The sequence below is a fragment of the Cellulophaga sp. Hel_I_12 genome (genome assembly GCF_000799565.1).
Lineage (GTDB): Bacteria > Bacteroidota > Bacteroidia > Flavobacteriales > Flavobacteriaceae > Cellulophaga.
Map to the genome: position 1 here is coordinate 124,291 of NZ_JUHB01000001.1, position 25,897 is coordinate 150,187.

The following is a 25,897-nucleotide window of genomic DNA, read 5'->3' on the forward strand; positions in this document are numbered from 1 at the left end:
TGGATAATTAGTGGCTATAAACAGGCGCTCTAACATAAAACAACACCCTACCCTGAAAATGGTAAAGTCTACAAGCATGTGTTTCAACAAGAAGGCTAATTTTTTTAACCAAGAACATCTAGGTTAAACGACGCCCTAAGTACGCCATTTACGTTCCTTGTTTTCTTCCTCTAGTATCGCTAAATCTTTCGCAGAAATCACTTTTAAAAATGAAGGGTGCTGCTCTATAGCATACTCCAATTTTTCGATAATAGACTCAAAAGATTCGTTTTCGTAATCAATGGCTAAGGGTTCTTTAATGACAATGGATTGTAAAATTCCTTTCTTTTTAATGCGAAGGCCCTTTTTATCAAATGAGCGTCTAAATCCGTCAATGACTACAGGAACTACAACCGGCTTATATTTTTTAATAATGTGTGAAGTACCTTTTCGTAACGGTTTCCAGGGGGTAGTGGTTCCCTGTGGAAATGTAATTACCCAACCATCATCTAAGGCTTTTCCAATATTAGAAATATCACTCATTTTTACTTGTCGGTTGACATCTTTTCCTTCAGCTCTCCACGTACGTTCAACACTTATCGATCCGGCATAGGCTAATATTCTCGCCAGTAAACTTTTTTTCATGGTTTCGGCAGCGGCGACATAGTACATGTTTAATTTAGGCTGCCAGATGTACCCTAGGTTCTTAATGTTATTATCTCTGCCGCTTAAACTTGCATTAAACACATGGAACATAGCTACGACATCAGCAAAATAGGTTTGATGGTTGCTGACAAAAAGTACATTTCTTTCAGGTAGGCTTCTGATAATATCTGCTCCTTCAATTTCTAAAGTATTAAATCCTTTGTAGCGTTTGTGTGAAATGAGCGCTAAAACTCGAATTAACCATTTTTTTAGAAACAGGTAATGACCGAAAGGGTTCTTTTTAAATAAAGGCATGCTAGAATGTATTAGTATTTGCTAAATTACAAAATATGAGCTACAGAACCTGTTTTAAAAGCTCTTTTACTTCACTCAACATCATAGCAGTAGCTCCCCAAACGGTGTAACCATTTAATTTAAAGGCTGGTACCTCGACACTCTCGGCGTATGAAGTACTTAATTTTTTTGTAAAAACCAGTTTGTCATCCATAAAATCAGTTAAAGAAACTTCTATTAAAGCCTCTACTTCTGATTTTTGCAGAATAAAACCACTGGGACTTCGACAAATACCTATATAGGGATAAACTTCAAAATTGCTAGGTGGAATGTAAATTTGAGTTAAGCTTTTAATGACTTCCACGTCAGCGGGTGGTACTCCTACTTCTTCATGAGTTTCTCGCAAAGCGGTGTGCAGTAAATCTTTATCTTCTTTTTCTACTTTACCTCCAGGAAACCCAATTTGGTTAGAGTGCACTCCTTTATAAGTTTTTCTTAAAATGAGTAATAAATTTGTATTTTGTTGGTTATTAGGGTAAAATAAGGATAATACAGCCGCTTTTTTTGGGTTTTTAGTTAAATTTTCAATTTCTTGTAATTGTTTAACCCGAAATAAAGGTGTCATTTTATGATGTGAATCTACCCCAGGAAGCGGGAGATTTTTTATTTTTGAAATCCGTTTAGAAAAATCATCAAAATTCATGACTCGTACGCAATTAATAATTATACTTTTTTTTGTTTTCAATGTGTTTACTGCTTGTAAAGATAAACCAAGCAAGGTAAAAGCAGCGAAGCCAGAACCAGAAAGTTTAAAAGACAGCATCAAAATAGATTCGGTAGTTCCTAAAGCCAAAAGTGAAGAATTTGTCCTCACCGAAGAAAATGTAATTCCCTTCTTCTTTGAATATGAAAAAGAGTTGATTGAAGATAAGGTAAAAATAACCACTAATTTAGGAAGTTTTACCCTTCAATTATATGACAATGTACCTTATCACAGAGCCAACTTTATATACTTAACAAAAAAAGGGTATTTTGACAATACCATGTTTCATAGAGTGGTAAAAGATTTTATTATTCAGGGCGGCAATGCAGATAATTTAGAAACCGGACAAAAACGCCAAGCTATTGGCAGGTATTTATTACCTCCTGATACCAGAAAAGGATACAGGCATGATAGAGGTACTTTATCTATGCCTAGTAGTGAATTGGATAATCCGCATAAATTGGCGTCACCTTTCGAATTCTTTATCGTGGTGACAAAGCCGGGATCGTATCATTTAGATAAAAATTATACCCCATTTGGCAAGGTAATTCAGGGGATGGATGTTGTAGACCTGATTAGCGAACAACCCGTAGAGCAAGGCGACTGGCCTGTTCAAAATATTTATATTCTCAAGGCAGAGGCTTTTAAATAAAACCATCATGGCTGCCTAGTACCCCGCAGCAATTCGTGGATTTTATTTTTTTTAATACTTTTCTGTTGGCAATAAACAAAAAACCCCTTTAGATTTATGCCATCTAATAGGGGTTGTCATTTCTGGTCCTTAAAAGCGCATATACAAGTGGCTAAGCCTACTGTGTAAAAGATTCTAAGTATTTCATATGGGTTGTAACCAAACACTTTAAGGTATAGATTTGTCGTAGGCTTACCACCTTTAAAAACCTTGATGCACTAAAAATCTTGGTTTTTTTTGAGCTTTATTTCTTAGCAGGTACAAAATTTAAAGCTGCACCGTTGATACAGTGTCTCTTTCCTGTAGTTGCTCTTGGGCCGTCATTGAAAACATGACCTAAATGCCCACCGCAATTGGCACAATATTCTTCTGTACGCTCGTAGCCAATTTTATAATCCACGTCAAAGCCAACATTTCCCTCAATTTCTCGATCAAAACTAGGCCATCCGGTGCCCGAGTCGAATTTATATTCGCTTTTAAAAAGAGCGGTACCGCAAGCTGCGCATGTATAGGTGCCAACCACTTCGTTTTTTAGTAAGTCGCTCGAAAAAGCTCTTTCCGTGCCTTCTTCCCGGAGTACATAAAATTCGATATCGCTTAGTTGTTCACGCCATTCTTTTTCAGTTTTAACAATTTTAAAACTTTCTTGTTGTTTGTTAGCGTCATTCATGGCTACTTGCTTTTCTTGCGAAACGCCTTTGCAACCACTTACAATAATTGCAATTCCAAAAAATAACTTTTTAATCATAGCTTAATTTTTCACACAATTTACGGAGGTATTTAATTCTAAGGCGTTAAAGAATTTATAAAGTTTGTGAATCCAAGTTTAAAAGCACAAAACGCGCTATGAAACGAATTGGTTTCCTAAATTTCGCAGCATAGCAATGACATTGAACAAGTTTAGAATGATGAAAATTGAATTCCAATCTCAAAACTTGGTTATGGCTAAAGCAAAAAAAATCCCGTTGTATATCAACAACGGGATTGGTATAAATATTTAAACAACGATTACTCTATAGTACGGATGTCTAATGTTTTAAAGTTGTTTTTATCTAAACTTAATTGATCCATCAAGTTGTACATATTACTCGTGTCAAGGCCACTAATTAAATCAGAAGGCAGCACAATAATTCTAAATACCTGATTTAACATAAATTCATTATCAATCAGCGATAAATCATCACTTTCGATAATGATATCTACATCGCCAAGGGTGTAATTAAATCGGTATTGTAGAAAGCCTCCACCATCAAAAAATATGGTAGCTGTAGGTAGCGGTTCCCAAATATCTAAGCCATTATCAACAGCTTCTAAACGATATACTAGTACTGCATCGCCATCAATGATGTTTTCAGGAAATGTATAACGTACTGTATTGCTGCCAACGGCAAAGTTAACATTCGCAAGCTCGTAGGTTTTACCAATTTCTGCATCTAATCCATCTAATCCATCAAAACCAGGAGGTCCCATAGGTCCTTCGCATGAGATAAAAAATAGCGCTAAAAATATTCCGAATAGTGTAAATTTTTTCATAATTATTGTTTTTAGAATTTTACGATGTGTTTGAGTATTATGTTATTTGTTTTAGTACAAAACAAAAAGCGTTCCACTTTTTGTTATTTTTAAATTAGTTACTATTTTTAAAACAAACGAATGAAACCGCTAAGTATTATTCAAACTTGATTATATTGCAGTAAATAACAGTATATATGGCAAAAGTAGAACCACATAGTTTATTTTCAGTATTTGATATTGAATTGTTTAAAGCTGGAAAGCATTATAAACTATATGAAAAATTAGGATCTCACCCCATTACATTAAACGGAGTTTATGGTACTTATTTTGCCGTATGGGCGCCATCAGCTAATGCCGTAAGTGTTATAGGAGACTTTAACCATTGGAAAGTAGGCATGCATGAACTTCATGTACGTTGGGATGAAAGTGGTATTTGGGAAGGTTTTATTCCTGAAGTTTCCAAAGGCGCGCTTTACAAATACAATATTGGTTCTGCAAATTTTGGAATTCGAACAGAAAAAGCGGATCCTTTTGCCCGCTATTGTGAACATCCGCCAAAAACAGGCTCGGTGGTTTGGGACGGAGACTATGCATGGCAAGATAAAGATTGGATGGGCTATCGCAAAGACAAAAATGGTTTAGACAAACCTTATTCTGTTTACGAAGTGCATTTAGGGTCTTGGAAACGTAAGAAAAACAATGAATTTTTATCCTATTTAGATTTTGCTGAAGAGTTAGTGGCCTATGTAAAAGAAATGAATTTTACCCATGTAGAATTTATGCCTATTATGGAATATCCCTATGATCCTTCTTGGGGGTATCAACTGACAGGCTATTTTGCACCTACCTCCCGATTTGGTACTCCTGAAGAATTTAAGGTTTTAGTCGATAAATTTCATCAAAACGATATAGGGGTTATTCTAGATTGGGTGCCTTCGCACTTTCCTGAAGATGCTCACGGATTAGGCTTTTTTGATGGCTCACATCTGTATGAACATCCAGATCGCAAAAAGGGGTACCACCCTGATTGGAAGAGTTTAATTTTTAATTATGGTCGTAATGAAGTACGTTCCTTTTTAATTAGTAATGCCGTCTTTTGGTTAGATCAATTTCATGTAGATGCATTGCGCGTTGATGCGGTGGCTTCTATGATTTATTTAGATTATTCGAGAGAAGATGGCGAATGGGATGCTAACATATATGGAGGCAATGAAAACTTAGATGCGATCTCTTTATTAAAAGAAATGAATCATTATGTGTATGATACTTTTGATGGCGTACAGACCATTGCCGAAGAATCAACAGCATTTACGGGCGTTTCAAAATCTGTTGATGCAGGAGGTTTAGGGTTTGGAATGAAATGGATGATGGGTTGGATGCATGATACCTTAACCTATTTCAAAAAAGAACCCATCTATAGAAAACATCATCAAAATGATATTACCTTTAGCATGACCTATGCTTTTACAGAAAACTTTATGCTCCCCTTTTCACATGATGAAGTTGTGTATGGCAAACAGTCGCTACTCTATAGAATGCCTGGCGATGAATGGCAACAATTTGCCAACTTAAGGTTGCTTTTTGGTTATATGTTTACCCACCCCGGTACCAAACTTATCTTTATGGGTGGCGAATTTGGGCAGTCTTCAGAATGGAATTTTCAAGAAAGCCTAGATTGGCATTTAACACAATATGACTTTCATTCGGGAACTCAAAAATTAGTAAAAGATTTAAACCTCTTTTACAAAAATAATCCAGCACTTTACGAAAAGCAATTTAGCCCAGAAGGCTTTAAATGGATAGATTATGGGGATGCAGAAAACTCTGTTTTAGCCTATGTTCGCAAAGGTCATGACACAAAAAATGATCTTATAGTTATTTGTAATTTTACACCACTTACCAGGAGTTCGTATAGAATAGGAGTTGCTAAAAAAACAAAAATAAAAGAGTTATTCAACACGGATCAAAAAGAGTATGGCGGTTCAGGTGCTATCAATCAAGCCCTAAAAATAAGCAAAATACCATCGCACGGATATGAAAATTCTATTGAAATAACATTACCACCATTAGGAGTTGTTATTTTACAATAAACACATGGGAACTACAACGTAATAGTTCATAAGTCCTTAAAAATTCTTTTTAATTTTTAAACCGAATGTCTTTTTTTTGCCAATACACTTGAAGTACTAACTTATGATAACCAATACTGAGCTTGAATACAAGGGAAATCTTTATCCTAATGAAATTGTAAACTTTAAGCAAGAAACCGATAAATTATCTTTCACTTCTGCTAACGGAGTTTTATTGCAAATAACAGTGTTAAGAAATAGTATGGTAAGGTTCAGATATGCCACCGATTATGTTTTTGAACCTGATTTCTCCTATGCCATAAGTAAAAATGGCCTAAGAGGCTATGATGAACTTAACGTCACTGAAACCAAAACCGAATATTTGATAGAAACAATTCGGATGAAAGTTTTAGTGGATAAAAAAACCATGCGAATTCAAATCTCTGATCCAGAAGGAAATATCATCAATGAAGATGAATTGGGTTTTCACTGGGAAGAAAATCATGAATACGGAGGTAATATTGTTAAAATGAGTAAAATTACCAAAACAGGCGAAAGCTTTTATGGTATGGGCGATAAAGCCACACACTCAAATCTTAAAGGCAAAAGAGTAAGTAATTGGGTTACCGATCAATATGCTTATGGTAAAGATCAAGATCCGTTGTATAAAGCCATCCCCTTTTATGTGGGTTTAACAGAGAACAAAGCCTACGGTATTTTCTTTGATAATACGTTTAAGACCCATTTTGATTTTGCACATGAAAAAAGAAATGTCACCAGTTTTTGGGCCGATGGTGGTGAAATGAATTACTACTTTATTTACGGACCAGAAATGGAGAAAGTAGTAAGGTTATATACTAATTTAACGGGTACACCCGAGCTACCTCCACTTTGGGCTTTAGGCTTTCAACAGTCGAAATGGAGTTATTTTCCAGAAGCTCGTGTAAAAGAATTAGCTAAAAAATTCAGAGACTTAAAAATACCCTGTGATGGTCTGTATCTAGATATAGATTATATGGATGGGTTTCGTTGTTTTACTTGGGATAAAAAACTTTTCCCAAATCCTAAAAGAATGATATCTGAATTGGCCGAAGATGGTTTTAAAACGGTCGTCATGATAGATCCCGGAATTAAAATTGATCGTGATTATTGGGTGTATCAAGAAGCCATGGAAAATGATTATTTCTGTAAACGTGGAGATGGCCCCTTAATGCATGGTAAGGTTTGGCCTGGCGAATGTAATTTTCCTGACTTTACAAATCCAGAGGTTCGGAAATGGTGGGCTGAATTGTATAAAGAATTTATGGTTGATTTAGGGGTCCATGCGGTATGGAACGATATGAATGAACCAGCCGTGATGGAGGTACCTAGTAAAACAGCGCCTCTGGATACTCGTCATGATTATGACGGTAATCCTTGTACACATCGTAAAGCACATAATGTGTACGGCATGCAGATGGTTAGGGCAACGTATAGCGGCGTTAAAAAACATGTATATCCAAAAAGACCTTTCGTTATTACGCGTGCAGCTTATGCGGGTACGCAACGCTATGCGTGCACATGGACTGGGGATAACGTGGCTACCTGGGAACATTTGTGGATTGCCAACGTACAAATGCAACGAATGGCTATTAGTGGCTATTCCTTTGTAGGTTCAGATATTGGGGGTTTTGCAGAACAACCAGACGGTGAGTTATTTGCACGTTGGGTACAATTAGGAATTTTTCATCCCTTTTGTAGGGTTCATTCTAGTGGCGATCACGGGGATCAAGAACCTTGGTCTTTTGGAGAAGAAATAACCACCATTGTTCGAGAATTTATTGAATTACGGTATCAATTGTTACCGTATTTATATACCATGTTTTATAAGTATTCGAAAGAGGGTTTACCCATGCTACGTTCCCTAGTCGTTTATGATCAAGAAGATCCGCAAACACATTTTAGAACAGATGAATTTATTTTTGGGGAACAAATATTAGTGTGCCCCATACAAGAGCCTAATGCAAAAGGGCGGCGAATGTACATCCCAAAAGGGAAATGGTATAACTATTGGACCAAAGAACTTGTGGTTGGAGGCTTAGAAAAGTGGGTAGTAGCCGATATTGATTCTATTCCCTTATTTGTAAAAGAAGGTGCTATAATTCCTAAGTATCCTGTGCAACAATATGTTGGAGAATTACAAATCGAGGAGTTGTTTTTAAACGTGTATTATAAATTGGGTATTGAAAATTCAACAGTTTATGAAGACGCACAGGATGGTTTTGATTATAAAAAAGGAAGGTATAGTCTTCGTAATTTTAAATTAACCGGTAAGCCCAAAGAACTAATTATTCAACAATTTAAAGACGGCACATTCATAACGCCTTATGATAAATTTGAAATAAAAATTCATGGATTGCCCTTTGTGATTACTTCGATTATGGTCGACAATGAGTTGGTTACTCTAGACGAGGTAAAACTTGAGGAATATAACACGATAAAGATTAGCAAAGATTTTACCACCCTTCAATTATTAGGAAAGTAATTTTTTGTAATTTCGAACCATAATCATTAATGCTATCCAAAGATTAGCTTTTGGTATTACAGTAAAAAAGAAGCCATTTTTTTGATACTTATTTTAGAGCTCATTATGAAAAAAATTATTTTAATTCTCGTTATTTTTTTGGGAGTATCAGCATGTAAGGTGAATCCGTTTACGGGTAAAAAAATGTTGAATATGTACCCTAATAGTCAAATTTTTCCAACTGCCTTTGCACAATATGACCAGTTTTTAACAGAAAACAAAGCTGTTACTGGCACATCAGAGGCACGTATGATTACAACCGTTGGGCAACGCATTGCTACCGCTGCGGAACGTTGGTTAACAGCCAATGGGTATCCAGGGTATTTAAAGGATTATAAATGGGAATATAATTTGGTGCAAGATGAGGCTGTAAATGCCTGGTGTATGCCTGGTGGTAAAATTGTTTTTTATACAGGTATATTGCCTATTTGTCAAGGAGAAACTGGCGTGGCTGTTGTTATGGGTCATGAAGTGGCTCATGCCCTTGCTGATCATGGTGCGCAACGAATGAGTGCAGGTACTTTTCAACAATTAGGGGCCGTGGCAGGTAATGTATTAATCAAAGACCAACAAACCTTAAACACCTTTAATCAAGCCTATGGCATAGGGTCGCAAGTAGGAGTTATGTTACCTTTTAGTCGAGGGCATGAAACTGAAGCTGATCGTATTGGTTTGCAGATTATGGCTATCGCAGGGTATAATCCTGATGAAGCCGCCGAGCTTTGGAAACGAATGAAAGCCAATAGCGGAGGAAATGCACCACCTGAATTTATGAGTACCCACCCTTCAAACGACACCAGAATTGCAAACTTAACGGCTTGGGCTCCATTAGCAAAAGAAGAAGCTGCTAAATTCGGAGTTACCTCTTTTAAATAAAAACAAAACATTAACCAAAATTGTATTGAAAAGAGACATCTATACATAGGAAAGCCGCCTTTCGCATAAGGCGGCTTTCCTATTCTTAGGTAAAGGAAATTACCAGCCATGATTAGAACAACCATAGCCTAAAAAGTTTACTCACGAACTAAAGCTTTTAAAAAAACCAACAACCAAATTATGCCAAGAATACAAGCTGAAAAAGGAAGCAAAAAGCTATTAAATGCCTGGGCTTTTTACGATTGGGCGAATTCTGTTTACACGCTTACCATTGCATCCTCTATATTTCCTATATTTTATTCTGCCTTATTTACGACACAAAATCAATTAGTTTCCGCATTTGGCTACGAAATGAAACCAACTGTTTTAATTTCAATCATCACGGCATTTACCTTTTTAACCGTTGCGTTGCTTTCCCCGATACTTTCGGGAATTGCAGATTATGTGGGCAATAAAAAGGCTTTTATGAAATTCTTTTGCTATGTAGGGAGTTTAGGTTGTATTGGCTTGTATTGGTTTAGTTTAGAGCATATTCATATCAGCATGTTGTTCTATTTCATGGGTTTAATTGGATATTGGGGTAGTCTCGTATTTTACAATTCGTACTTACCTGATATCGCTTTTGAATACCAACAAGATGGGATAAGCGCGAAAGGTTTTTCATTAGGATATATAGGGAGCGTTTTACTTTTAGTTTTAAACTTAGCCATGGTGATGAATCCTCAATGGTTTGGTTTTGATATTGGAACAACGGAAGCGTCACTAAATCTAGCAAAGATTGAAGCTATGAAAATAGCTTTTATCACCGTCGGATTGTGGTGGGTGTTATTTAGTCAGTATACGTTTTATATCTTACCAAAAGGAGTGTCTACTGGCGCTAAAGTCACTAGAAATATCGTTTTTAACGGCCTAAAAGAATTGCGATCAGTTTGGCTTAGCTTAAAAACTAATGTTCGACTTAAACGCTATTTGGGGGCTTTTTTTGTGTTTAGTATGGCAGTGCAGACCATTATGTTAATGGCTGTTTATTTTGGTGAAAAAGAAATTAACTGGGCAACAGATGCCGAAAAAACAACAGGTTTGATTCTCAGTATTTTGGTCATTCAATTAGTCGCGATTGTTGGTGCTTTTGTTACTTCTAGAGCTTCCGCAAAATTTGGAAATATCAACACCCTAATAGCCGTTAATTTTGTATGGCTTTGCCTGTGTTTTTATGCTTTTTTTATGGTAAGCCCTATGCAGTTTTATATTGCAGCTGGTCTAGTTGGTTTGGTTATGGGTGGTGTGCAGTCTTTGGGACGCTCAACCTATTCAAAATTTTTACCAGAAACAGAAGACACAACCTCTTACTTTAGTTTTTATGATGTTGCAGAAAAAATTGGGATTGTTATCGGAATGGTCATTTTCGCTGTAGTGGATCAAATAAGTAGTATGCGTTATGCCATTTTGTTTTTATTTGTTTTCTTTTTAATCGGTATCATTTTATTATTTAGAGTTCCTAAGGATGAATCAATAGGTTAAAGTACTCATGTACTAATGTAACAATTGGCTCATTTTAAAACGTGTTGATTTAATTATGATTTTTAATTAAAAATAAAAAAGTTCAAGCACAAGTTTAAACTCAATAAAAATTTAATTGCCCCATCTTCTAATTACCCAATTTACTCTCAACGAACCACAAAGAATATAAGTTCCCCATTTGTGGGCTAGGGGGCTGTGTTTATCCTTTGCTAATACTTCCTGAGCCCGAACTTTTTGTATCTACTTTTGAAGGATTCCCGCGGTAATTTATATCTCCTGAGCCAGAAACTCGCGCCTTGAAATTTTCGGTGGCCGTAACATCTACATCACCAGAACCTGAAATTTGCACACTAACTTCTTTTGCTTTTAGGTTGAAGGCGTCAATATCTCCAGAGCCTGAAATAGAAACCTCGAAACGTTCTGCAGTACCGGATACATCAATATCTCCTGAGCCTGAAATAGTGGTTTTTAAGGCTAAGACTAAAAGATCTAGTGTAATATCTCCTGAGCCAGAAATGGTGGTACTAAACGAATCACTTTTTAGTGTTGTTCGAGAGCTAATATCACCAGAACCGGATAAATAAACAGCATTAATTTCTTCGACAGGGACTGTGATTTTTATGCCTGCTCTTTTTGAAGTTTGTAAATTATAGCCTTTTTTAGTTTTTAAGATTAATTTACCGTCTTTTACCTCTGTGACAATGTAGGCTAATAAATTTTCCTCTCCTGTAAGGCTTATAGCGCCCTCCTTGCCATCGATAAATTCAACATCGAAAAAACCGGTCATATCAAGGGCATCGTAGTTGCCAACCGACCGCTTTATAGTCGTAATGTTTCCGTTGCCTTTAATTTTATTTCCCCATTGCGCACTGCAAGAGGTAAAAAGTAAAAGAGTAAGTGTTGCTAGTGCTAAATTTTTCATGTGTTAGGTTTTTGTGTTGGTTCTATTGTTTTTTTGTAAAGGTGATGCCACCATACTCACTAGAAATAGTAATGGTATTCTTAGCATTTGCATTACCGTAAAATCCTTTATAGTATTTTTCGCTTGAGTTTTCGCGACTCAGGGTAAATTCAAAATTTTCTTTACCGTTTAGGCCCGCATATTCGGTGTTTATTTCAAAGGTAAATTGATAGTCTGGGTGGTATCCAATTTTAATACCCGTATAATCACTTTTAATGCTTACGTTGCCTGCATCTGCGGCCATTTGTCCTATTTGAATTCCGCCGTAATCTGAGTTTATCGCTACATTTCCATGAACGGTTGCAGCTATTACGTTAATGTAATCGCCGTTACCTTCTAGGTTATTTACAGACCCAATATCAATTTTACCATAGTCACAAGAGTAGGATAAATTTTCCATATTGAGAATCGTTGAATTGGTGTAATCAGCGTTTATTTCTAAATTACCAGCCTTATCGATCGTAAAACCAGAGTAGTCTGCTGATATTTTGCCACTATTGATGTATCCTATGGTAGATTTAGAGGTATAATCAAAATTCAACTCGTTGTTTCTGCCATGTAATTCTCCAATTTCTAAGCGTCCATAATCACATGAAATTTTAGCATGACCGTCAATACGGTCAAGAATTATACTGCCATAATCGTTATTCAAATGCACACTATTTTTTATGGGTACTTTTATATTGTAATCAATTTGCATGTTTACATTGTTATTAGAACCCCAATTCCAGTTCCAACTACTTTTGTTATTGTCAAAAATAGTTCTGGCCGATACCATACTATTATTGGCTTCAAACGCCACCGTAATTTCATCTAATTTTTGCTGTACTTTATCTTCGTTATTTCCATTTACTTTAATAGATACTTCGATGACTATTCGGTCTTGATTCCAAGAAGTAATATTTAGGTTTCCATAGCTGTTGCTTACTTTAAGAAGTGCATCAGCGTTTACAGCATATTCTTTCTTTATAGATTTTTCTTTGGTGTGTTTTCCTTTTACACCCGTATGAGCAAAAATGCTTAGGGGAACTATTAAAAGTAATAAAAGTGGATATTTATATAATTGCTTTTTCATGTTGTATTTTTTTAATTTCATCAATTTGTTGTAGCACATCTGCTAATAAATCTATTCTAGTTTGAAAATTTGTAATCATAGCACTTAAAATAAACTTACTGTTACCTCCATTGATGAGGTCCTTTTCAAGTTTACCATAATCTTTTTCCAAGGTGATAAGTTGCTCCATGGTGTCTTCAATTATTTTTTTTGTTGCTGGAGAATTCTCATTTTGTAATTTGTTTATTTCTTGCTGAATAACATTCGCAAAGTAAAATTCTGTTTTAGAAATTTCAGGCGATATACTTACCACTTGTTGGTCTACAGAAGGGTTCCAATTAAAATAAAGAACAGTCAAACCAATTAAGATCACTAGCGATGCTGCCATCGATACATAGGCGTAGCTTTTTTTTCTAACAAGGCTAACAGGCTCTTTTTGAGACTTCAATTTATCTAAAAATCGCAATTCATGGCCTTCATCAGGATGCTCAACATCAAAAGAGCCTTTAAGGTTTTTAAACAAGGTATCTATACTATCTTTTTTCATAAACATTTTAATTAACAATGAACAGAAATCCATAAGGAGCTATCCCTTCATTCAAAATTTTTTTTTAAGTACATTCAGCCCTTAATACTTTTTGCCGCAGGCTTTCTTTCGCCCTAGAAATAGTAGTTCTGCAATTGGCATAACTGATATTCATAATGTCACTTATTTCTTCATAATCGTAGCCTTCAATCAAAAATAAGGTCAAAGAAATTCTGTAATTGTCTTTCAATTGTTTCATGGTTTCCAGCACTTTTTGAGCCTTTAGTTCTGTAAACACATCATCGGAAGCAATTCCGTCATTGTCTTCAACCTTATACAATACATCCCCTAATGCAACTTCATTTTTTTTCTGCTGCTTCCGGTAGTGGTAAATACTATTGTTGATAACAATACGTTTTAACCAGGCTCCAAAAGTTACTTCAGCCTTAAAAGTGGCTAACTTTGTAAATGCGTTCAAAAATGACTCTTGCATAATATCCTCTGCAACGAAACTATCTTTCACGATGCGTATTGCGGTATTATACATCGCTTTATAATACCGGTTGTACACTTCAAGTTGGGCGCTCTGATTTCCTTGCAAACACAATTGCAATAATGCATCAATATGTTCTTTTTTGTGGCTCAAAAAGTGGTTGTTTTGTAGTAATGATGTTTCAATTTAGCGAATGTTACACTTTTTTTAGAATTTTTTTTATTTGTTGGCATAAGAATTGCCTTTTATAGGGTATAAAATATTTAGGTAGTGCACTACTGTTACTAATGACGGTAGCTTAGCCATATCAATTACAATTTAAGTACTAATACGAAATCTGCACCACGGTGACAGAATGACTGAAATATATCTATGGGAAATTCTAAATTTTCAAATTTTGACAATATGTCGTTACAGGGAATAGAAGAGGACGCTGAACTTATTCCATTATTAACAGCAGAAGATGAAGAGGAAATGAACAGCGAAAAATTGCCAGAAACATTACCCATTCTTCCCTTGCGGAATACGGTTTTGTTTCCAGGAGTTGTTATTCCTATTACTGCAGGGAGAGACTCGTCTATTGCCCTGATCAAGGATGCTAATAATGGAACAAAAGTTATTGGCGTAGTTTCACAAAAAGACGGTGATGTTGAAGAACCGGGCGTTGCTGATATTAACACCTTGGGTACGGTTGCGCGTATTTTACGGGTTTTACAAATGCCTGATGGGAACACAACGGTTATTATACAAGGTAAAAAACGATTTGAGGTAGCCGAAGTGCTTACTGAAAAACCGTACATGACGGCTACCATTCGCGAAGCCAGGGAAGAGCGTCCGGAGCCAATGAATCCAGAATTTGCTGCAATCATTGAATCTGTAAAAGAATTGGCGTTAACCATCATAAAGAATAATCCGAACATTCCTAGTGATGCCTCTTTTGCCATTAAAAATATTCAGAGCGATAGTTTTTTAATCAATTTTGTATCTTCAAACTTAAGTGTAGGGGTACAAGAAAAGCAAGAGCTTTTAGAGATCGTTAGCTTACAGGAACGTGCCTTAGCGATGCTAAAATATATGAATGTTGAGTTGCAAAAACTGGAGCTTAAAAACGATATTCAGTCTAAAGTACGCACCGATCTAGACCAGCAGCAACGAGAGTATTTTCTACATCAGCAAATGAAAACCATTCAAGAAGAATTAGGTGGTGCCTCTTATGAAGAAGAGGTTGATGAAATGCGGGAAAAGGCAAAAAAGAAAAAATGGGGTAAAAAAGTAAAAGAGCATTTTACGAAAGAACTTTCTAAAATGCAACGTATGAATCCGCAAGTGGCAGAATATAGCATTCAACGTAATTACTTAGAATTATTTTTAGAATTACCATGGAATGAATTTTCAAAAGATAAGTTCGATTTAAAACGCGCCCAAAAAATATTAGACAGAGATCATTATGGCTTAGAAGATGTGAAGCGTAGAATTATAGAATATCTAGCGGTTTTAAAGCTTCGAAATGATATGAAATCGCCTATTTTATGTTTTTATGGACCTCCTGGGGTGGGTAAAACCTCGTTAGGAAAGTCTATTGCTGAAGCTTTAGGAAGAGAATATGTTCGTATGTCATTAGGTGGTATGCGTGATGAGGCGGAAATTCGCGGCCACAGAAAAACATATATCGGTGCCATGCCAGGTCGTATTATTCAAAGTTTAAAAAAGGCTGGGACAAGCAATCCTGTTTTTATTTTAGATGAAATCGATAAACTATCGAATAGCAATCAAGGGGATCCATCGTCTGCTATGCTTGAGGTTTTAGATCCTGAACAAAATAGTGAATTTCATGATAATTTCTTAGAAATGGGCTATGACCTTTCTAAAGTGATGTTTGTAGCTACGGCCAACAATTTAAGCTCCATTCAACCAGCGTTGCGTGACCGTATGGAAATTATTAATGTAACAGGGTATACGATTGAAGAGAAAGTAGAAATTGCAAAAAGACATTTACTCCCTAAGCAACTTAAAGAACACGGATTAACCGATAAGCACTTGAAAATAGGGAAGGCACAGTTAGAGAAAATTGTTGAAGGCTATACCCGAGAATCTGGGGTACGTTCTTTAGAAAAGCAATTGGCAAAAATGGTACGATATGCCGCAAAATCTATTGCCATAGAGGAGGAGTATGCCATTAAGGTCTCAAACGAAATTATTGAAAAAGTATTAGGCGCTCCAAAAATGGAACGTGACAAATATGAAAATAATGATGTTGCAGGCGTTGTCACTGGTTTAGCTTGGACAAGCGTTGGTGGAGATATTTTATTTATAGAGTCGATCTTATCTAAAGGAAAAGGAACGCTAACGATTACCGGTAATTTAGGCAAGGTCATGAAAGAATCGGCTACCATTGCTATGGAATATATAAAATCGAACGCTGAACATTTCGGAATAGAACCGAGTGTTTTTGAGAAGTACAATGTACATATTCATGTTCCTGAAGGCGCAACGCCGAAAGACGGACCTAGTGCTGGGATTACCATGCTTACCTCTTTGGTATCTTTATTTACTCAGAAAAAAGTGAAGAAGAGTTTAGCGATGACTGGGGAGATTACCTTACGTGGAAAAGTTTTACCAGTTGGTGGTATAAAAGAAAAAATATTGGCAGCGAAACGTGCTCGTATTAAAGAGATTATTCTTTGTGTAGAAAACAAGAGAGATATTTTAGAAATTAAGGAAGATTATTTAAAAGGACTAACCTTTCATTACGTTTCTGAAATGCATGAAGTTATCCAAGTGGCCTTAACCAATCAGAGCGTTAAAAACGCAAAAGAGTTATAATGAAGTCATTTTAACTTCAGTTTTAATTGTTTATTTTTAAGTTAATTTAGTTTGAAATGAAGAAAATTACAATCGCTATAGATGGATACTCATCCACAGGAAAAAGTACCATTGCAAAGCAATTGGCAAAAGCCTTGGGATATATTTATATTGATACTGGCGCTATGTATAGAGCCGTAACCCTATTTGCCATTAGAAATGGATTTATCGGTGGGGCTCAAGACAATCCACAAGCCTTGGTGAAATTATTGCCCAAATTAAATTTAAAATTTGTGTATAATGAAGCCTTAGAATTTTCTGAAATGTACTTGAACAATGAGAACGTCGAGGATGAAATTAGAACCTTAGCAGTTTCTAGTAAGGTAAGCGAAATAGCAGCGATTGAACAAGTTCGGTATAAGCTTGTGGATATTCAAAAACAAATGGGTAAAGAAAAAGGCGTTGTCATGGACGGTAGAGATATCGGAACCGTGGTTTTACCCGATGCGGAGTTAAAGTTATTTATGACAGCTTCCTCCGAGAAAAGAGCTACCAGAAGATACAAAGAACTTATCGATAAAGGCGAAAAAGTAACATTTGCGGAAGTTCTAAAAAATGTAGAACACCGAGATTACTTAGATACGCATAGAGAATTTTCTCCCTTAAAAATGGCCGAAAATGCTATTGAATTTGATAATAGTGATATGGGCTTAAAAGAACAATTTGAACGCATTTACAACTACGCCATCCGGGTGATAGAAAAATAACAAAACTAGAGCGGTCCTAATAAGACCGCTTTTTTTATACTAACTAGCTATTGTTAAAGATAGAGTAGTTCCCAAAAAAATAGTAAAAGTGTATTTCTTGTCAATTAGAAGCGTCTTAAATTACGGTAAGGCATTAATAGCTTTTTTTAGACTATCGCGCCATGCTGGAATTTCGAGCTGTAAGGCAGTTTTTATTTTAGAGCTATTCAAAACACTGTATTTTGGGCGTTTTGCAGGTAGCGGATACGCTTCTGTCGCTATCGGATGAAGTTGAATTGTGCTCTTAGTGATTTCAAATATGGCCTTAGCAAAATCGAACCAGGTAGCAGTGCCTTCATTACTATAATGATAAATGCCATAAGGAATTGGCTTATTTTGGATGATTTTAATGAGAACTTCAGCCAAATCTTTGGCATAGGTCGGCGTTCCAGTTTGGTCATTGATTACCGATAGGCTATCCTTTTCACTCCCGAAGCGAATCATAGTTTTCATAAAATTATGTCCGTATTCCGAGTATAACCAAGAGGTTCTAATGATATATGATTTTGGAGCCTTTTTAATAATTTCTGTTTCCCCTACATTTTTTGTGTTCCCGTAAACACTAAGTGCTGCGGTTTTATCCGTTTCTATATAGGGAGAATTCTTTGTTCCATCAAATACAAAATCTGTTGAAATATGAAGTAAAGTAGTATTTGTTTGATTGCATGCGGTAGCTAAATTTTGCGCGCCTGTACTATTGACATTTACTGCATTTTGCGTGTCACTTTCAGCCTTATCTACATTGGTATACGCTGCGCAATTGATACAAAAATCGAAATTTTCTAAGGTAAAAGCCGCTAGTACCTGTTGATAATTGGTAATATCAAGATCTTTTGACGATTTAAATAGATAGGTATTATCAGGATCTAAGCTGACAGAAAGCTCTTTTATACACTGTCCTAATTGTCCGTTGGCACCAGTGACCAAAATTTTACTCATGTACTAAAATATAACCGATTAATGCGTGTCGTTAAGTTCTTTAAACAAAGGTAGCACTTTATCTTTATCAGAAATAATTAAATCGCTTTCGGGTAATTGCCAATCTATATTTAATGTCCTATCGTTATAAATAATACCAGCTTCCGAATCTTTATGGTAATAATTATCGCATTTGTAGAAGAATATAGCTGTTTTGCTTAAGGTCACAAAACCATGTGCGCATCCTTTTGGAATAAAAAGTTGTTTCCGATTTTTTTGAGATAACACAGTACTATGAATTTTACCATAGGTGGTAGAATCTTGTCGTATATCAACAACAACATCAAGAACGATGCCGTCTAAAACACGAACTAATTTGGCTTGGGCATGTGCTCCTTTTTGAAAATGTAGACCTCTCAGTACCCCTTTGTACGAATAGGATTGATTGTCTTGAACAAAATTTATTTTTTGCTGAATAGCTTCTTCTAATTTCTGATGGTTAAAACTCTCAAAAAAGTAACCTCTTTCATCTTTGAAAACCTGCGGAATAATTTCGTAGCAATCTTTTATTGTCGTAGGATTTATATCCATTTTTTTACTTTTTTCTAGTTTTTTTCGGGTAGCACTTCGTGCTAAGCGCTATTAAAATTACAATAAATTTAATCTTCTCATGAGCTCTGGCCTGTTTGACCTACTGATGGGTATAACACTTTTTTCTATGAGTACACTATTATCCTCAATATCAATAATTTTAGTAAAATTAATAATAAAAGAACGGTGAATCTGAAGATAGATGCTTTCTGGAAGTTTATCTTTTATATTTTTTAAGGTATTATGTACTCTATATTCTTTTTTATCTGTTTTTACTTCGATGTAATCTCCCTTCGCCTCAATAAAAAGTATTTCACTGAATTTTAATTTAATTAATCTTCGGTCAATATTGATGTATAACTCATCTCCTAAATTTGAGGAACTACTGGTCTCTTGTTGAGGCGAACTTGTTTTAAGCGTTACTTCTAAAGACTTTTTTACTTTTAAAATTGATTTTTCGAAACGCTCTTGAGTTATAGGTTTCACCAAATAATCTACAATAGTTTCATATTCATAAGCTTCAATCGCAAAATCGGTATCTGAGGTTGTCAGTACAATTCTAGGCGGATTTTTAAGGGTTTGTACAAAATCTATACCTGTGAAACCAGGCATATGTATGTCTAAAAAAATGACGTCTACTTGCTGTTGATTTAAAAATTTGATAGCATCCATTGCATTAGAAAATGATTCGACAACCTCTAAATTTGGAATTTTTGAACACAGTTGTTCTACAATCACTCTAGCCATAGCTTCATCATCTACAATAATACACTTCATCTTTTATTTTTATAAGGTTTTACAATAGGTGTCAATTTTGTCTAAGATAGCTGAAAAAGTTTCTTTTAAGGCATCATCTTTTTCATTTAAGGCCGCTTCAAAACTCACTGCTAATTTATAATCTTCGGTTAAACCAAGAATGCTTAGTTTATGCTTCACTTTATGCACCAGATCACCCGTTCTTTTAAAATTTTGTTCCCGTACACTTTTTAGGTATTCTTCTTTTTCTAAAGGAATTTCTTCTTTTAGAACATTGATAAATTTTTGTTCAAAGGCGAGGTCACCAGCCGAAAGTTCTTTTATATAAACTAAGTTAGGTTGTTGCATCCTGTTATTTTTTTAAGGTAAAAAAGAAAGTAGTACCTATATGCTCTTTTGACTCTAGCCAAACATCACCTTCATAAATATTTACTACTTTTTTAACCAAAGCAAGGCCTATTCCAGTGGCACTAGAATTGTTTTCTAATTTTTTAAACATATGGAAGATAGTCTCCTTATGCTTATCCGCAATACCTCTACCGTTATCTGTAATGGAAAATTTCCAAAAATTAGGATCTTCGATAATTGCGATTGTGATTAGCCCATGGTCTTTATGCTCCGTTGCTGCAATAGCATTGGTTATTAAATTTTTAAAAAGTTGTTCAATTTTATATTTTTCTGCAAGTATTGTCGGTAGGGAACTTACGATGTTGATTTGAGTTGTTTCCGGAAAATAAATCGTATTTTTTATTTCCTCAATAAGTTTATTTAAGTCTAAACTAATCATTTCTTCTTCTAATGAATCAATCACAGCATGCTTTAGAATACCATCAATAAGGGCATCAATTTTTTCAATATTTTGCGAGACTAGTTTGCAATTTTCTTTGCTTGATTCGGAAAATTTATCTTTTTCTTCATCCAAAATCCAGCACATTAGTGCATTAATATTACGAATTGGGGATTTAAGGTCATGAGATACTATGTGAGCATAATCTTTCAATGCGTCATTTTGCCGCTCTAAATTTTTCAACATGGTGTTCTTTTCTGCAGTCATTTTAACAATATCATGCGCTTGATTTTCTATTTTCGCAGCTAATTCTAAAGCATCGATTTCTAATATTTCCTTTGATTTCCATGAATTCTTCTCTTGATCGTTAGAACTATTTAATACCTCAATTGCCTTTTTTAATATATTTAAAATCTTACGTTCACTCTCTGCTTCTGCATGTAAGTCCTGATTTGCTTTAAAAAGCTCATCGGAACTTAAATTCATGGCTCTTTGTACCATATTAGCTTTATCATCGTAGTCCGAATACGATTTATCAATTGCCTCTAAAAAAACATTTATTTTCTCAGAATCTTTTAAATTCTCAGGTAAATATTTGCGTACTTGTCTTTTTAAAAGTGAGTGCATTATTCGCTGATAAGTGTTAAAGTCATGGTTTGGTTGTGCAATTTGCATCCTATTTGATTAGAAAAAGGAGATAATTCTCCATAAGAGTAAAAACCAGCAATTACCGCCTGACCACCAATTGCTTCAATCACCTCTTCTATTTCTTCTTCTGTTCGTTGGTTCATTACCAATTTGCGGCCGATACAACTTACGAGTAAAGCAAGTTCTGGTTTTTTTGTTCGATTGCGCATGGCATACATAGCAGCCTTAGATGCTCCTTCGGCAATATCATCAACCGTAGACATCATTAATTGTACTGTTGAACCTTCTGGCACATCACCTGCCAATATCATGGTATTTTCTTTTTCGTCTATATTTAAAATAGTGCGTACAACGGTCTCATTACTGCCTTTTACGCGCAAATTGAGGGGATATAATAAGGCTGCTTGTGGCAGTTCATTAGATTTATCACCTAAATACTTTTTATATAAGTCTAGGGCTGGTTTACCATCTAATTCGTATAATACATTCTCTCTAGATTTTGTAATGTTACGAATAGGACCAAAAGCACTCCAACCTCCATAATTAGCACAGGTTATTTCTAAATGGTCACCATATAATCCTACGGCTACAATTTCGCCAGATTTAGGGTTTGAATTATAGGAAGCTAAGGTTTTTTCAAACCGAGCATCATCGCCACATAAACCACCCGTAATGATAATATTATCTGGGCAATTTTTTTCTAAACCTTGAATAAGCGCACTACCATTTACCAAATTTCCATCAGAAACAATGAATAAATGTTTTAGGCCTTCTTTTGAAAATTTATCGGTTAGTGCTTCTCCTAATTTTTCAGAATTGTTTTCAAAATCATGAATATTTTTAGAATGAATATGATATTGACTTTTTTCGAATTCTATAGCGGTTAACGTAATACTTTCATCGTAAACATTTTCACCTAAAATTTCTCCAGATGTTGATCCAAAAACAATATTTCCTATTGGGAACATTGCTTTTAATTCATCATAAATTGTTAGAGACTCTAATGAAAACCTATTGCCAAATACGAGAACTAACGGATTTTTTAAATCGATTTTTTCTGAAGTGAAATACCATTCTTTCCCCTTTTCTTTGATCGCTTGAACTGTTTTCATTTTTGTTTTTTTAAGGTGAAGAAAAAGGTTGTGCCCACACCAATTTCACTTTCTAACCAAACTTTACCTTGGTAAAGATCTATTATTTTTTTCACGATAGATAAGCCTATGCCTGTAGACCTTTCTTTGTTTCCAACTGATTGAAATATTTTGAAAATTTTCTCGTGATATTCTATAGGAATACCTACACCGTTATCTTTAATACTAAATTCCCAATGTGTACTCGTTTCCTTACAACCTATCTCCACCAAGCCCTTATCCCTTTCAATATGAACTACAGCATTGCTCAGGATGTTCTGAAATAATTGGTGAATTTTTGTTTTATCGGCTAGGACAATAGGTAGTTCATTTGTGATTTTTATTTGAACGTGATCCGGTATAAAAATAATATCTGTAATTTCTGATATTACTTCGTTAACGTTGACATTCGTTGCGGCCATGGTATCACTGCTAATGGTAGAATATTTTAAAATACCATCAATTAAACTATCCATTGCTTCCACTTTTTCTTGCATCATCGCCAAATTGTTTTTCCCCGCTTCGTCTAAAACATTTTTATAATCTTCGTTTAACCAACTCGATAGGGCACTGATACTTCGCAGCGGTGATTTTAAATCGTGAGAAACAATATGTGCATACTCTTGTAAACCTTGGTTGCTTGTTTCTAGTTCTTGTACTAACTTTTCTTTTTGGAGTTCTAATAATTTCTGATTGGTGATATCTAAATGAATACCTAAAGAACCTATAACGTTTCCTCTTTCATCATATCGTGGAGCGCCACTGACCAACCAATATCGCAGTTCACCCGAAGGATGTACGACTTCTACTTGGTACGAATCAGATTCCCCATTAATTCTTCTATCTGTTTTTTCAATAACGACATTTTTATTTACTACGTTTAAAACCTCTAAAGCATTTTTATTTAAGAGCTGATCTTCACTATAGCCACTTAAGGTACAAAAGCTTTGATTGACCATTTGTATCACGTCATTCGTATCAACTTCAACTAGACCTAAATTCATATTGGCTATGATGCTGCTGTATTTTTCTTTTTGCTGCTCTAAATTGTTTTTGTAATTCCTTGCAATAGTAATATCGGTGTAGGCCCAAAGATGCCCGTTGTACACATCATTTTTAAAAACGGGAATATAATCGCGTTGCAAAATACGACCATCGACCATTTCAAGAATATCCCCAAGAACAAGTTTTTTTTCTTCAACAATGTTATTGACGCGATCAATTGTTTTTTCAGGATCTTTAAAAAGTACTTTTGAGTTTTCAATGGCTTTGGAACAATCAAAGCCTTTTAACCTTTCTGGTGGGATAAATATATTAAAGATATCACAGAAAATTTTATTCGTCAAGGCAATTTTTCGGTCTTGATCTTCAACTAAAATCCCTGTATTTAAATTCGCAATTAACGAGGATAAACGATCTTCAGATGCTTTTAACTGTTCTTCTGCTTTTAGTTCATTGGAAATGTCTTCAATTAAAGCAACTCGGTAGTCGATTACTCCATGAGCTGTTTTAACCGCACTAATGGTTGTTTTTCCTGAGAGTATAGTGCCATCTTTTTTAGTGTATTTTTTTATGATAGAAAAGTGGTCTATTTCCCCTTTATTCATTTTATCATTTAGTGAGTTTTCTAGGTCAATATCCCCACTGGCTGAAATAGTATCAAGTGTATATTTTTTTATTTCAGCTATAGGATACCCAACCAAATCCAGAAACGCATGGTTTGCTTTAATAATCTTTTCATTAGTATCGCTAAGTACAATACCTAAGGAGGAGTTTTCAAAAATAATATCAAGTTGTTTTTTTTGTTCTGCTAATAATTGTTTTATTTGAGTCTCTTCACTAATATCTCTAATAACTCCTTGAGCACCTATGGGCTGTCTGTTTTTGTCATAAATTAATGAACCGTTCACTTCCACAAATTTTTCGGTACCGCATCTTAAAGTGAGTTTTGGACGGTATTTTTTTATGGAGCCAACTTCCATCAATTTTTTAAAAGACTCATAGGTGTATTCTATATAGTCTTCATGAACTAGGGCGGTTAAATTTATGGGTTCTGTGTTGGTGTTAAAACCTAGGAAATTTTTTGCAGAATCATTCATTTTAATCACATTCCCTAATAGGTCCATCACCACATAGGGATCAATGATATTGATGAAAATACCATCTATTTCAGAAGATTTTTCGCTTAAATGGTTTTCAAGTCGGTTGTTCGCCTGCTTTAAATGGTGAATGGTATCATATAATTCTTTTGATTTAGCTTCAAGAATACTTTCAGCTTGCTTTCTTGCTCTTATTTGGCGGTCTAATGCTCTTTGTAATAATGAAACATCGTTAACATCAGCATTGTTTAGAGAATAGTTTTTAGTATGCATCATGAACAATATCAAATTTAACTTCCGTTCCGTCTTCTTTTAAGACCTCATACGATAGGCTACATTTTCCATTAAAATGTTCAAATGTTTTTTCAATAAGCCCTTGTTCCAATCGATACAAACCCCTCGAGGAGCTGTAAATCATCACTATAGAGGTATCCGATTTTTCAAGTATTTTAAATGAGGGGAGCTCTGCGCCTGGATATAATTTTTTTACATGAACGTGAATATGATCTTCGATCGCATATAGTAAATCAATGGGAGACGAATAACTTTCAATTACTTCTGGATGCGACTTTGAAAGTCCATCAAAAAGATACAAACCTAAAGCGTAGATTAAATCACTAGCGGGTGTATTGACCTCTGCACTTAAATTTGTGAGAAGGCTAAGCATTTCGTTAAAACTGTAGGTACCGACAGAGGTGTAAATACCTTCAGAGGGCAATTGAGAGTTCTCTATGATGGTATCCACAACCTGTAGGCCATACATGGATTCTACCATTTCTAAAAAATCAGTAAAGATAATTCCCTTCATACTCAAAATAATTTGAGCGAAAAGTAAGAAAATTAGTACCTATTCTAAAAAAAATGTTGTGAAACCTACAATTTCCTATGCCTTCACTAGCTCATTTGTTTGCCAGTACGCTAAAACTGCAGTTAACTTTTGTTCGTAATCTTCGTATTTTAGTGGTTTAATGACGTATCCAGCGATGCCAATTCGATAACATTCTAATAAATCAGCTCTATTCTCAGAAGTGGTAAGAATAATTGTAGGAATATATTTGTACTGTTCGTCAGCCTTTAAAATTTGTAAAAATTCGATACCACTCATTCGTGGCATGTTCAAATCTAAAAGAATAATATCAGGCAATGATTCACTATTTTTAAGGGCATCAATGGCTTGTTCCCCATTTTTAGCTTCGATAATCGTATGCCTGGATGCTATTTTTGAAAGTGTTCTTTGAAACTTCATACTTTCAATCATATCGTCTTCGATAAATAGTATATTCATTACCCTTTTATTTAGACTACAAAGATGTACTTTAAATGAATAGCAACTGAATTTGTATAGATGAAATGCAGTTTACTGTCGATGAATGGTATGTTTCTGTCGTTCTGCGTATTTCAAATTAACCC

General features: G+C 35.1%; 24 protein-coding genes. 7 read left to right on the forward strand and 17 right to left on the reverse strand.

The window, feature by feature from the left end; translation table 11 throughout:
* Window positions 1–135: 135 nt before the first annotated feature.
* A complete protein-coding gene (locus GQ45_RS00730) occupies window positions 136–939 on the reverse strand; it encodes a 1-acyl-sn-glycerol-3-phosphate acyltransferase (protein WP_047414296.1) in 804 nt (267 codons plus the stop codon).
* Between the two features lie 40 nt (window positions 940–979).
* The gene (locus GQ45_RS00735; protein WP_047414298.1) at window positions 980–1,621 is read right to left on the reverse strand and encodes a CoA pyrophosphatase; all 642 of its coding nucleotides are present in this window, start codon (window positions 1,619–1,621) and stop codon (window positions 980–982) included.
* On the opposite strand from GQ45_RS00735, the gene GQ45_RS00740 reads away from it, so the two are divergent.
* A complete protein-coding gene (locus GQ45_RS00740; RefSeq protein ID WP_047414300.1) occupies window positions 1,620–2,333 on the forward strand; it encodes a peptidylprolyl isomerase in 714 nt (237 codons plus the stop codon). The two genes, GQ45_RS00735 and GQ45_RS00740, sit on opposite strands and share 2 nt — an antisense overlap.
* A 283-nt stretch (window positions 2,334–2,616) precedes the next feature.
* On the opposite strand, the gene msrB is transcribed toward GQ45_RS00740, so the two are convergent.
* Both msrB and GQ45_RS00750 read right to left on the reverse strand, forming a co-directional pair.
* Window positions 2,617–3,120 carry a peptide-methionine (R)-S-oxide reductase MsrB gene (gene msrB / locus GQ45_RS00745; protein WP_047414302.1) on the reverse strand — a complete coding sequence of 168 codons (504 nt, stop codon included), beginning with the start codon at window positions 3,118–3,120 and terminating at the stop codon, window positions 2,617–2,619.
* 260 nt (window positions 3,121–3,380) lie between these two features.
* On the reverse strand, window positions 3,381–3,905 hold the full coding sequence (locus GQ45_RS00750) for a hypothetical protein (protein WP_156125317.1): 525 nt from the start codon (window positions 3,903–3,905) through the stop codon (window positions 3,381–3,383).
* A 176-nt stretch (window positions 3,906–4,081) separates the two neighbouring features.
* On the opposite strand from GQ45_RS00750, the gene glgB reads away from it, so the two are divergent.
* The 4 genes from glgB (at window position 4,082) to GQ45_RS00770 (ending at window position 10,916) form a co-directional block, all read left to right on the forward strand.
* Complete coding sequence (gene glgB / locus GQ45_RS00755; RefSeq protein ID WP_047414303.1) at window positions 4,082–5,977, forward strand: 1,4-alpha-glucan branching protein GlgB; 1,896 nt, start codon at window positions 4,082–4,084, stop codon at window positions 5,975–5,977.
* Window positions 5,978–6,080: 103 nt separating this feature from the next.
* Window positions 6,081–8,480: a glycoside hydrolase family 31 protein gene (locus GQ45_RS00760; protein ID WP_047414305.1), complete on the forward strand. Its 2,400-nt coding sequence runs from the start codon at window positions 6,081–6,083 to the stop codon at window positions 8,478–8,480.
* Between the two features lie 105 nt (window positions 8,481–8,585).
* A complete protein-coding gene (locus GQ45_RS00765; RefSeq protein WP_047414307.1) occupies window positions 8,586–9,395 on the forward strand; it encodes a M48 family metallopeptidase in 810 nt (269 codons plus the stop codon).
* A gap of 180 nt (window positions 9,396–9,575) precedes the next feature.
* Entirely contained in the window at window positions 9,576–10,916 is a 1,341-nt protein-coding gene (locus GQ45_RS00770) for an MFS transporter (protein ID WP_047414309.1), read from the forward strand.
* A 199-nt stretch (window positions 10,917–11,115) separates the two neighbouring features.
* Here the strand turns inward: GQ45_RS00770 and GQ45_RS00775 are convergent, their stop codons facing one another.
* The 4 genes from GQ45_RS00775 to GQ45_RS00790 form a co-directional block, all read right to left on the reverse strand.
* The gene (locus tag GQ45_RS00775) at window positions 11,116–11,838 is read right to left on the reverse strand and encodes a head GIN domain-containing protein (RefSeq protein ID WP_047414310.1); all 723 of its coding nucleotides are present in this window, start codon (window positions 11,836–11,838) and stop codon (window positions 11,116–11,118) included.
* A gap of 22 nt (window positions 11,839–11,860) precedes the next feature.
* Complete coding sequence (locus GQ45_RS00780; RefSeq protein ID WP_047419884.1) at window positions 11,861–12,952, reverse strand: hypothetical protein; 1,092 nt, start codon at window positions 12,950–12,952, stop codon at window positions 11,861–11,863.
* Window positions 12,933–13,478, reverse strand: coding sequence for a hypothetical protein (locus tag GQ45_RS00785; protein ID WP_047419885.1), 546 nt, complete (start codon window positions 13,476–13,478; stop codon window positions 12,933–12,935). The genes GQ45_RS00780 and GQ45_RS00785 overlap by 20 nt, the downstream gene beginning before the upstream one ends.
* A gap of 64 nt (window positions 13,479–13,542) precedes the next feature.
* A complete protein-coding gene (locus tag GQ45_RS00790) occupies window positions 13,543–14,103 on the reverse strand; it encodes an RNA polymerase sigma factor (protein ID WP_047414312.1) in 561 nt (186 codons plus the stop codon).
* Window positions 14,104–14,322: 219 nt separating this feature from the next.
* Here GQ45_RS00790 and lon point away from each other — a divergent pair, with 219 nt between their 5' ends.
* Together lon and cmk are read left to right on the forward strand one after the other, a co-directional pair.
* Window positions 14,323–16,773 carry an endopeptidase La gene (gene lon / locus GQ45_RS00795; protein ID WP_047414314.1) on the forward strand — a complete coding sequence of 817 codons (2,451 nt, stop codon included), beginning with the start codon at window positions 14,323–14,325 and terminating at the stop codon, window positions 16,771–16,773.
* 56 nt (window positions 16,774–16,829) lie between these two features.
* Window positions 16,830–17,519 (forward strand): (d)CMP kinase, encoded by a 690-nt coding sequence (gene cmk, locus GQ45_RS00800; RefSeq protein ID WP_047414315.1) that lies wholly within the window; start codon window positions 16,830–16,832, stop codon window positions 17,517–17,519.
* Window positions 17,520–17,639: 120 nt separating this feature from the next.
* On the opposite strand, the gene rfbD is transcribed toward cmk, so the two are convergent.
* The 9 genes from rfbD to GQ45_RS00845 form a co-directional block, all read right to left on the reverse strand.
* Complete coding sequence (rfbD, locus tag GQ45_RS00805) at window positions 17,640–18,497, reverse strand: dTDP-4-dehydrorhamnose reductase (protein WP_047414316.1); 858 nt, start codon at window positions 18,495–18,497, stop codon at window positions 17,640–17,642.
* 18 nt (window positions 18,498–18,515) lie between these two features.
* On the reverse strand, window positions 18,516–19,067 hold the full coding sequence (rfbC, locus tag GQ45_RS00810) for a dTDP-4-dehydrorhamnose 3,5-epimerase (RefSeq protein ID WP_047414317.1): 552 nt from the start codon (window positions 19,065–19,067) through the stop codon (window positions 18,516–18,518).
* Between the two features lie 57 nt (window positions 19,068–19,124).
* Window positions 19,125–19,844 carry a LytTR family DNA-binding domain-containing protein gene (locus GQ45_RS00815; protein WP_047414318.1) on the reverse strand — a complete coding sequence of 240 codons (720 nt, stop codon included), beginning with the start codon at window positions 19,842–19,844 and terminating at the stop codon, window positions 19,125–19,127.
* Between the two features lie 9 nt (window positions 19,845–19,853).
* The gene (locus tag GQ45_RS00820) at window positions 19,854–20,171 is read right to left on the reverse strand and encodes a hypothetical protein (RefSeq protein WP_047414319.1); all 318 of its coding nucleotides are present in this window, start codon (window positions 20,169–20,171) and stop codon (window positions 19,854–19,856) included.
* Window positions 20,172–20,175: 4 nt separating this feature from the next.
* A complete protein-coding gene (locus GQ45_RS00825) occupies window positions 20,176–21,285 on the reverse strand; it encodes an ATP-binding protein (RefSeq protein ID WP_231555131.1) in 1,110 nt (369 codons plus the stop codon).
* Window positions 21,237–22,370, reverse strand: a complete 1,134-nt coding sequence (locus GQ45_RS00830; RefSeq protein WP_047414321.1) for an FIST signal transduction protein — start codon at window positions 22,368–22,370, stop codon at window positions 21,237–21,239. The genes GQ45_RS00825 and GQ45_RS00830 overlap by 49 nt, the downstream gene beginning before the upstream one ends.
* A complete protein-coding gene (locus GQ45_RS00835) occupies window positions 22,367–24,763 on the reverse strand; it encodes a PAS domain-containing sensor histidine kinase (protein WP_231555132.1) in 2,397 nt (798 codons plus the stop codon). Before GQ45_RS00835 ends, GQ45_RS00830 begins: the two co-directional genes overlap by 4 nt.
* On the reverse strand, window positions 24,750–25,295 hold the full coding sequence (locus tag GQ45_RS00840; RefSeq protein ID WP_047414323.1) for a heme NO-binding domain-containing protein: 546 nt from the start codon (window positions 25,293–25,295) through the stop codon (window positions 24,750–24,752). Before GQ45_RS00840 ends, GQ45_RS00835 begins: the two co-directional genes overlap by 14 nt.
* 75 nt (window positions 25,296–25,370) lie before the next feature.
* Entirely contained in the window at window positions 25,371–25,772 is a 402-nt protein-coding gene (locus GQ45_RS00845; RefSeq protein ID WP_047414324.1) for a response regulator, read from the reverse strand.
* Window positions 25,773–25,897: the final 125 nt, after the last annotated feature.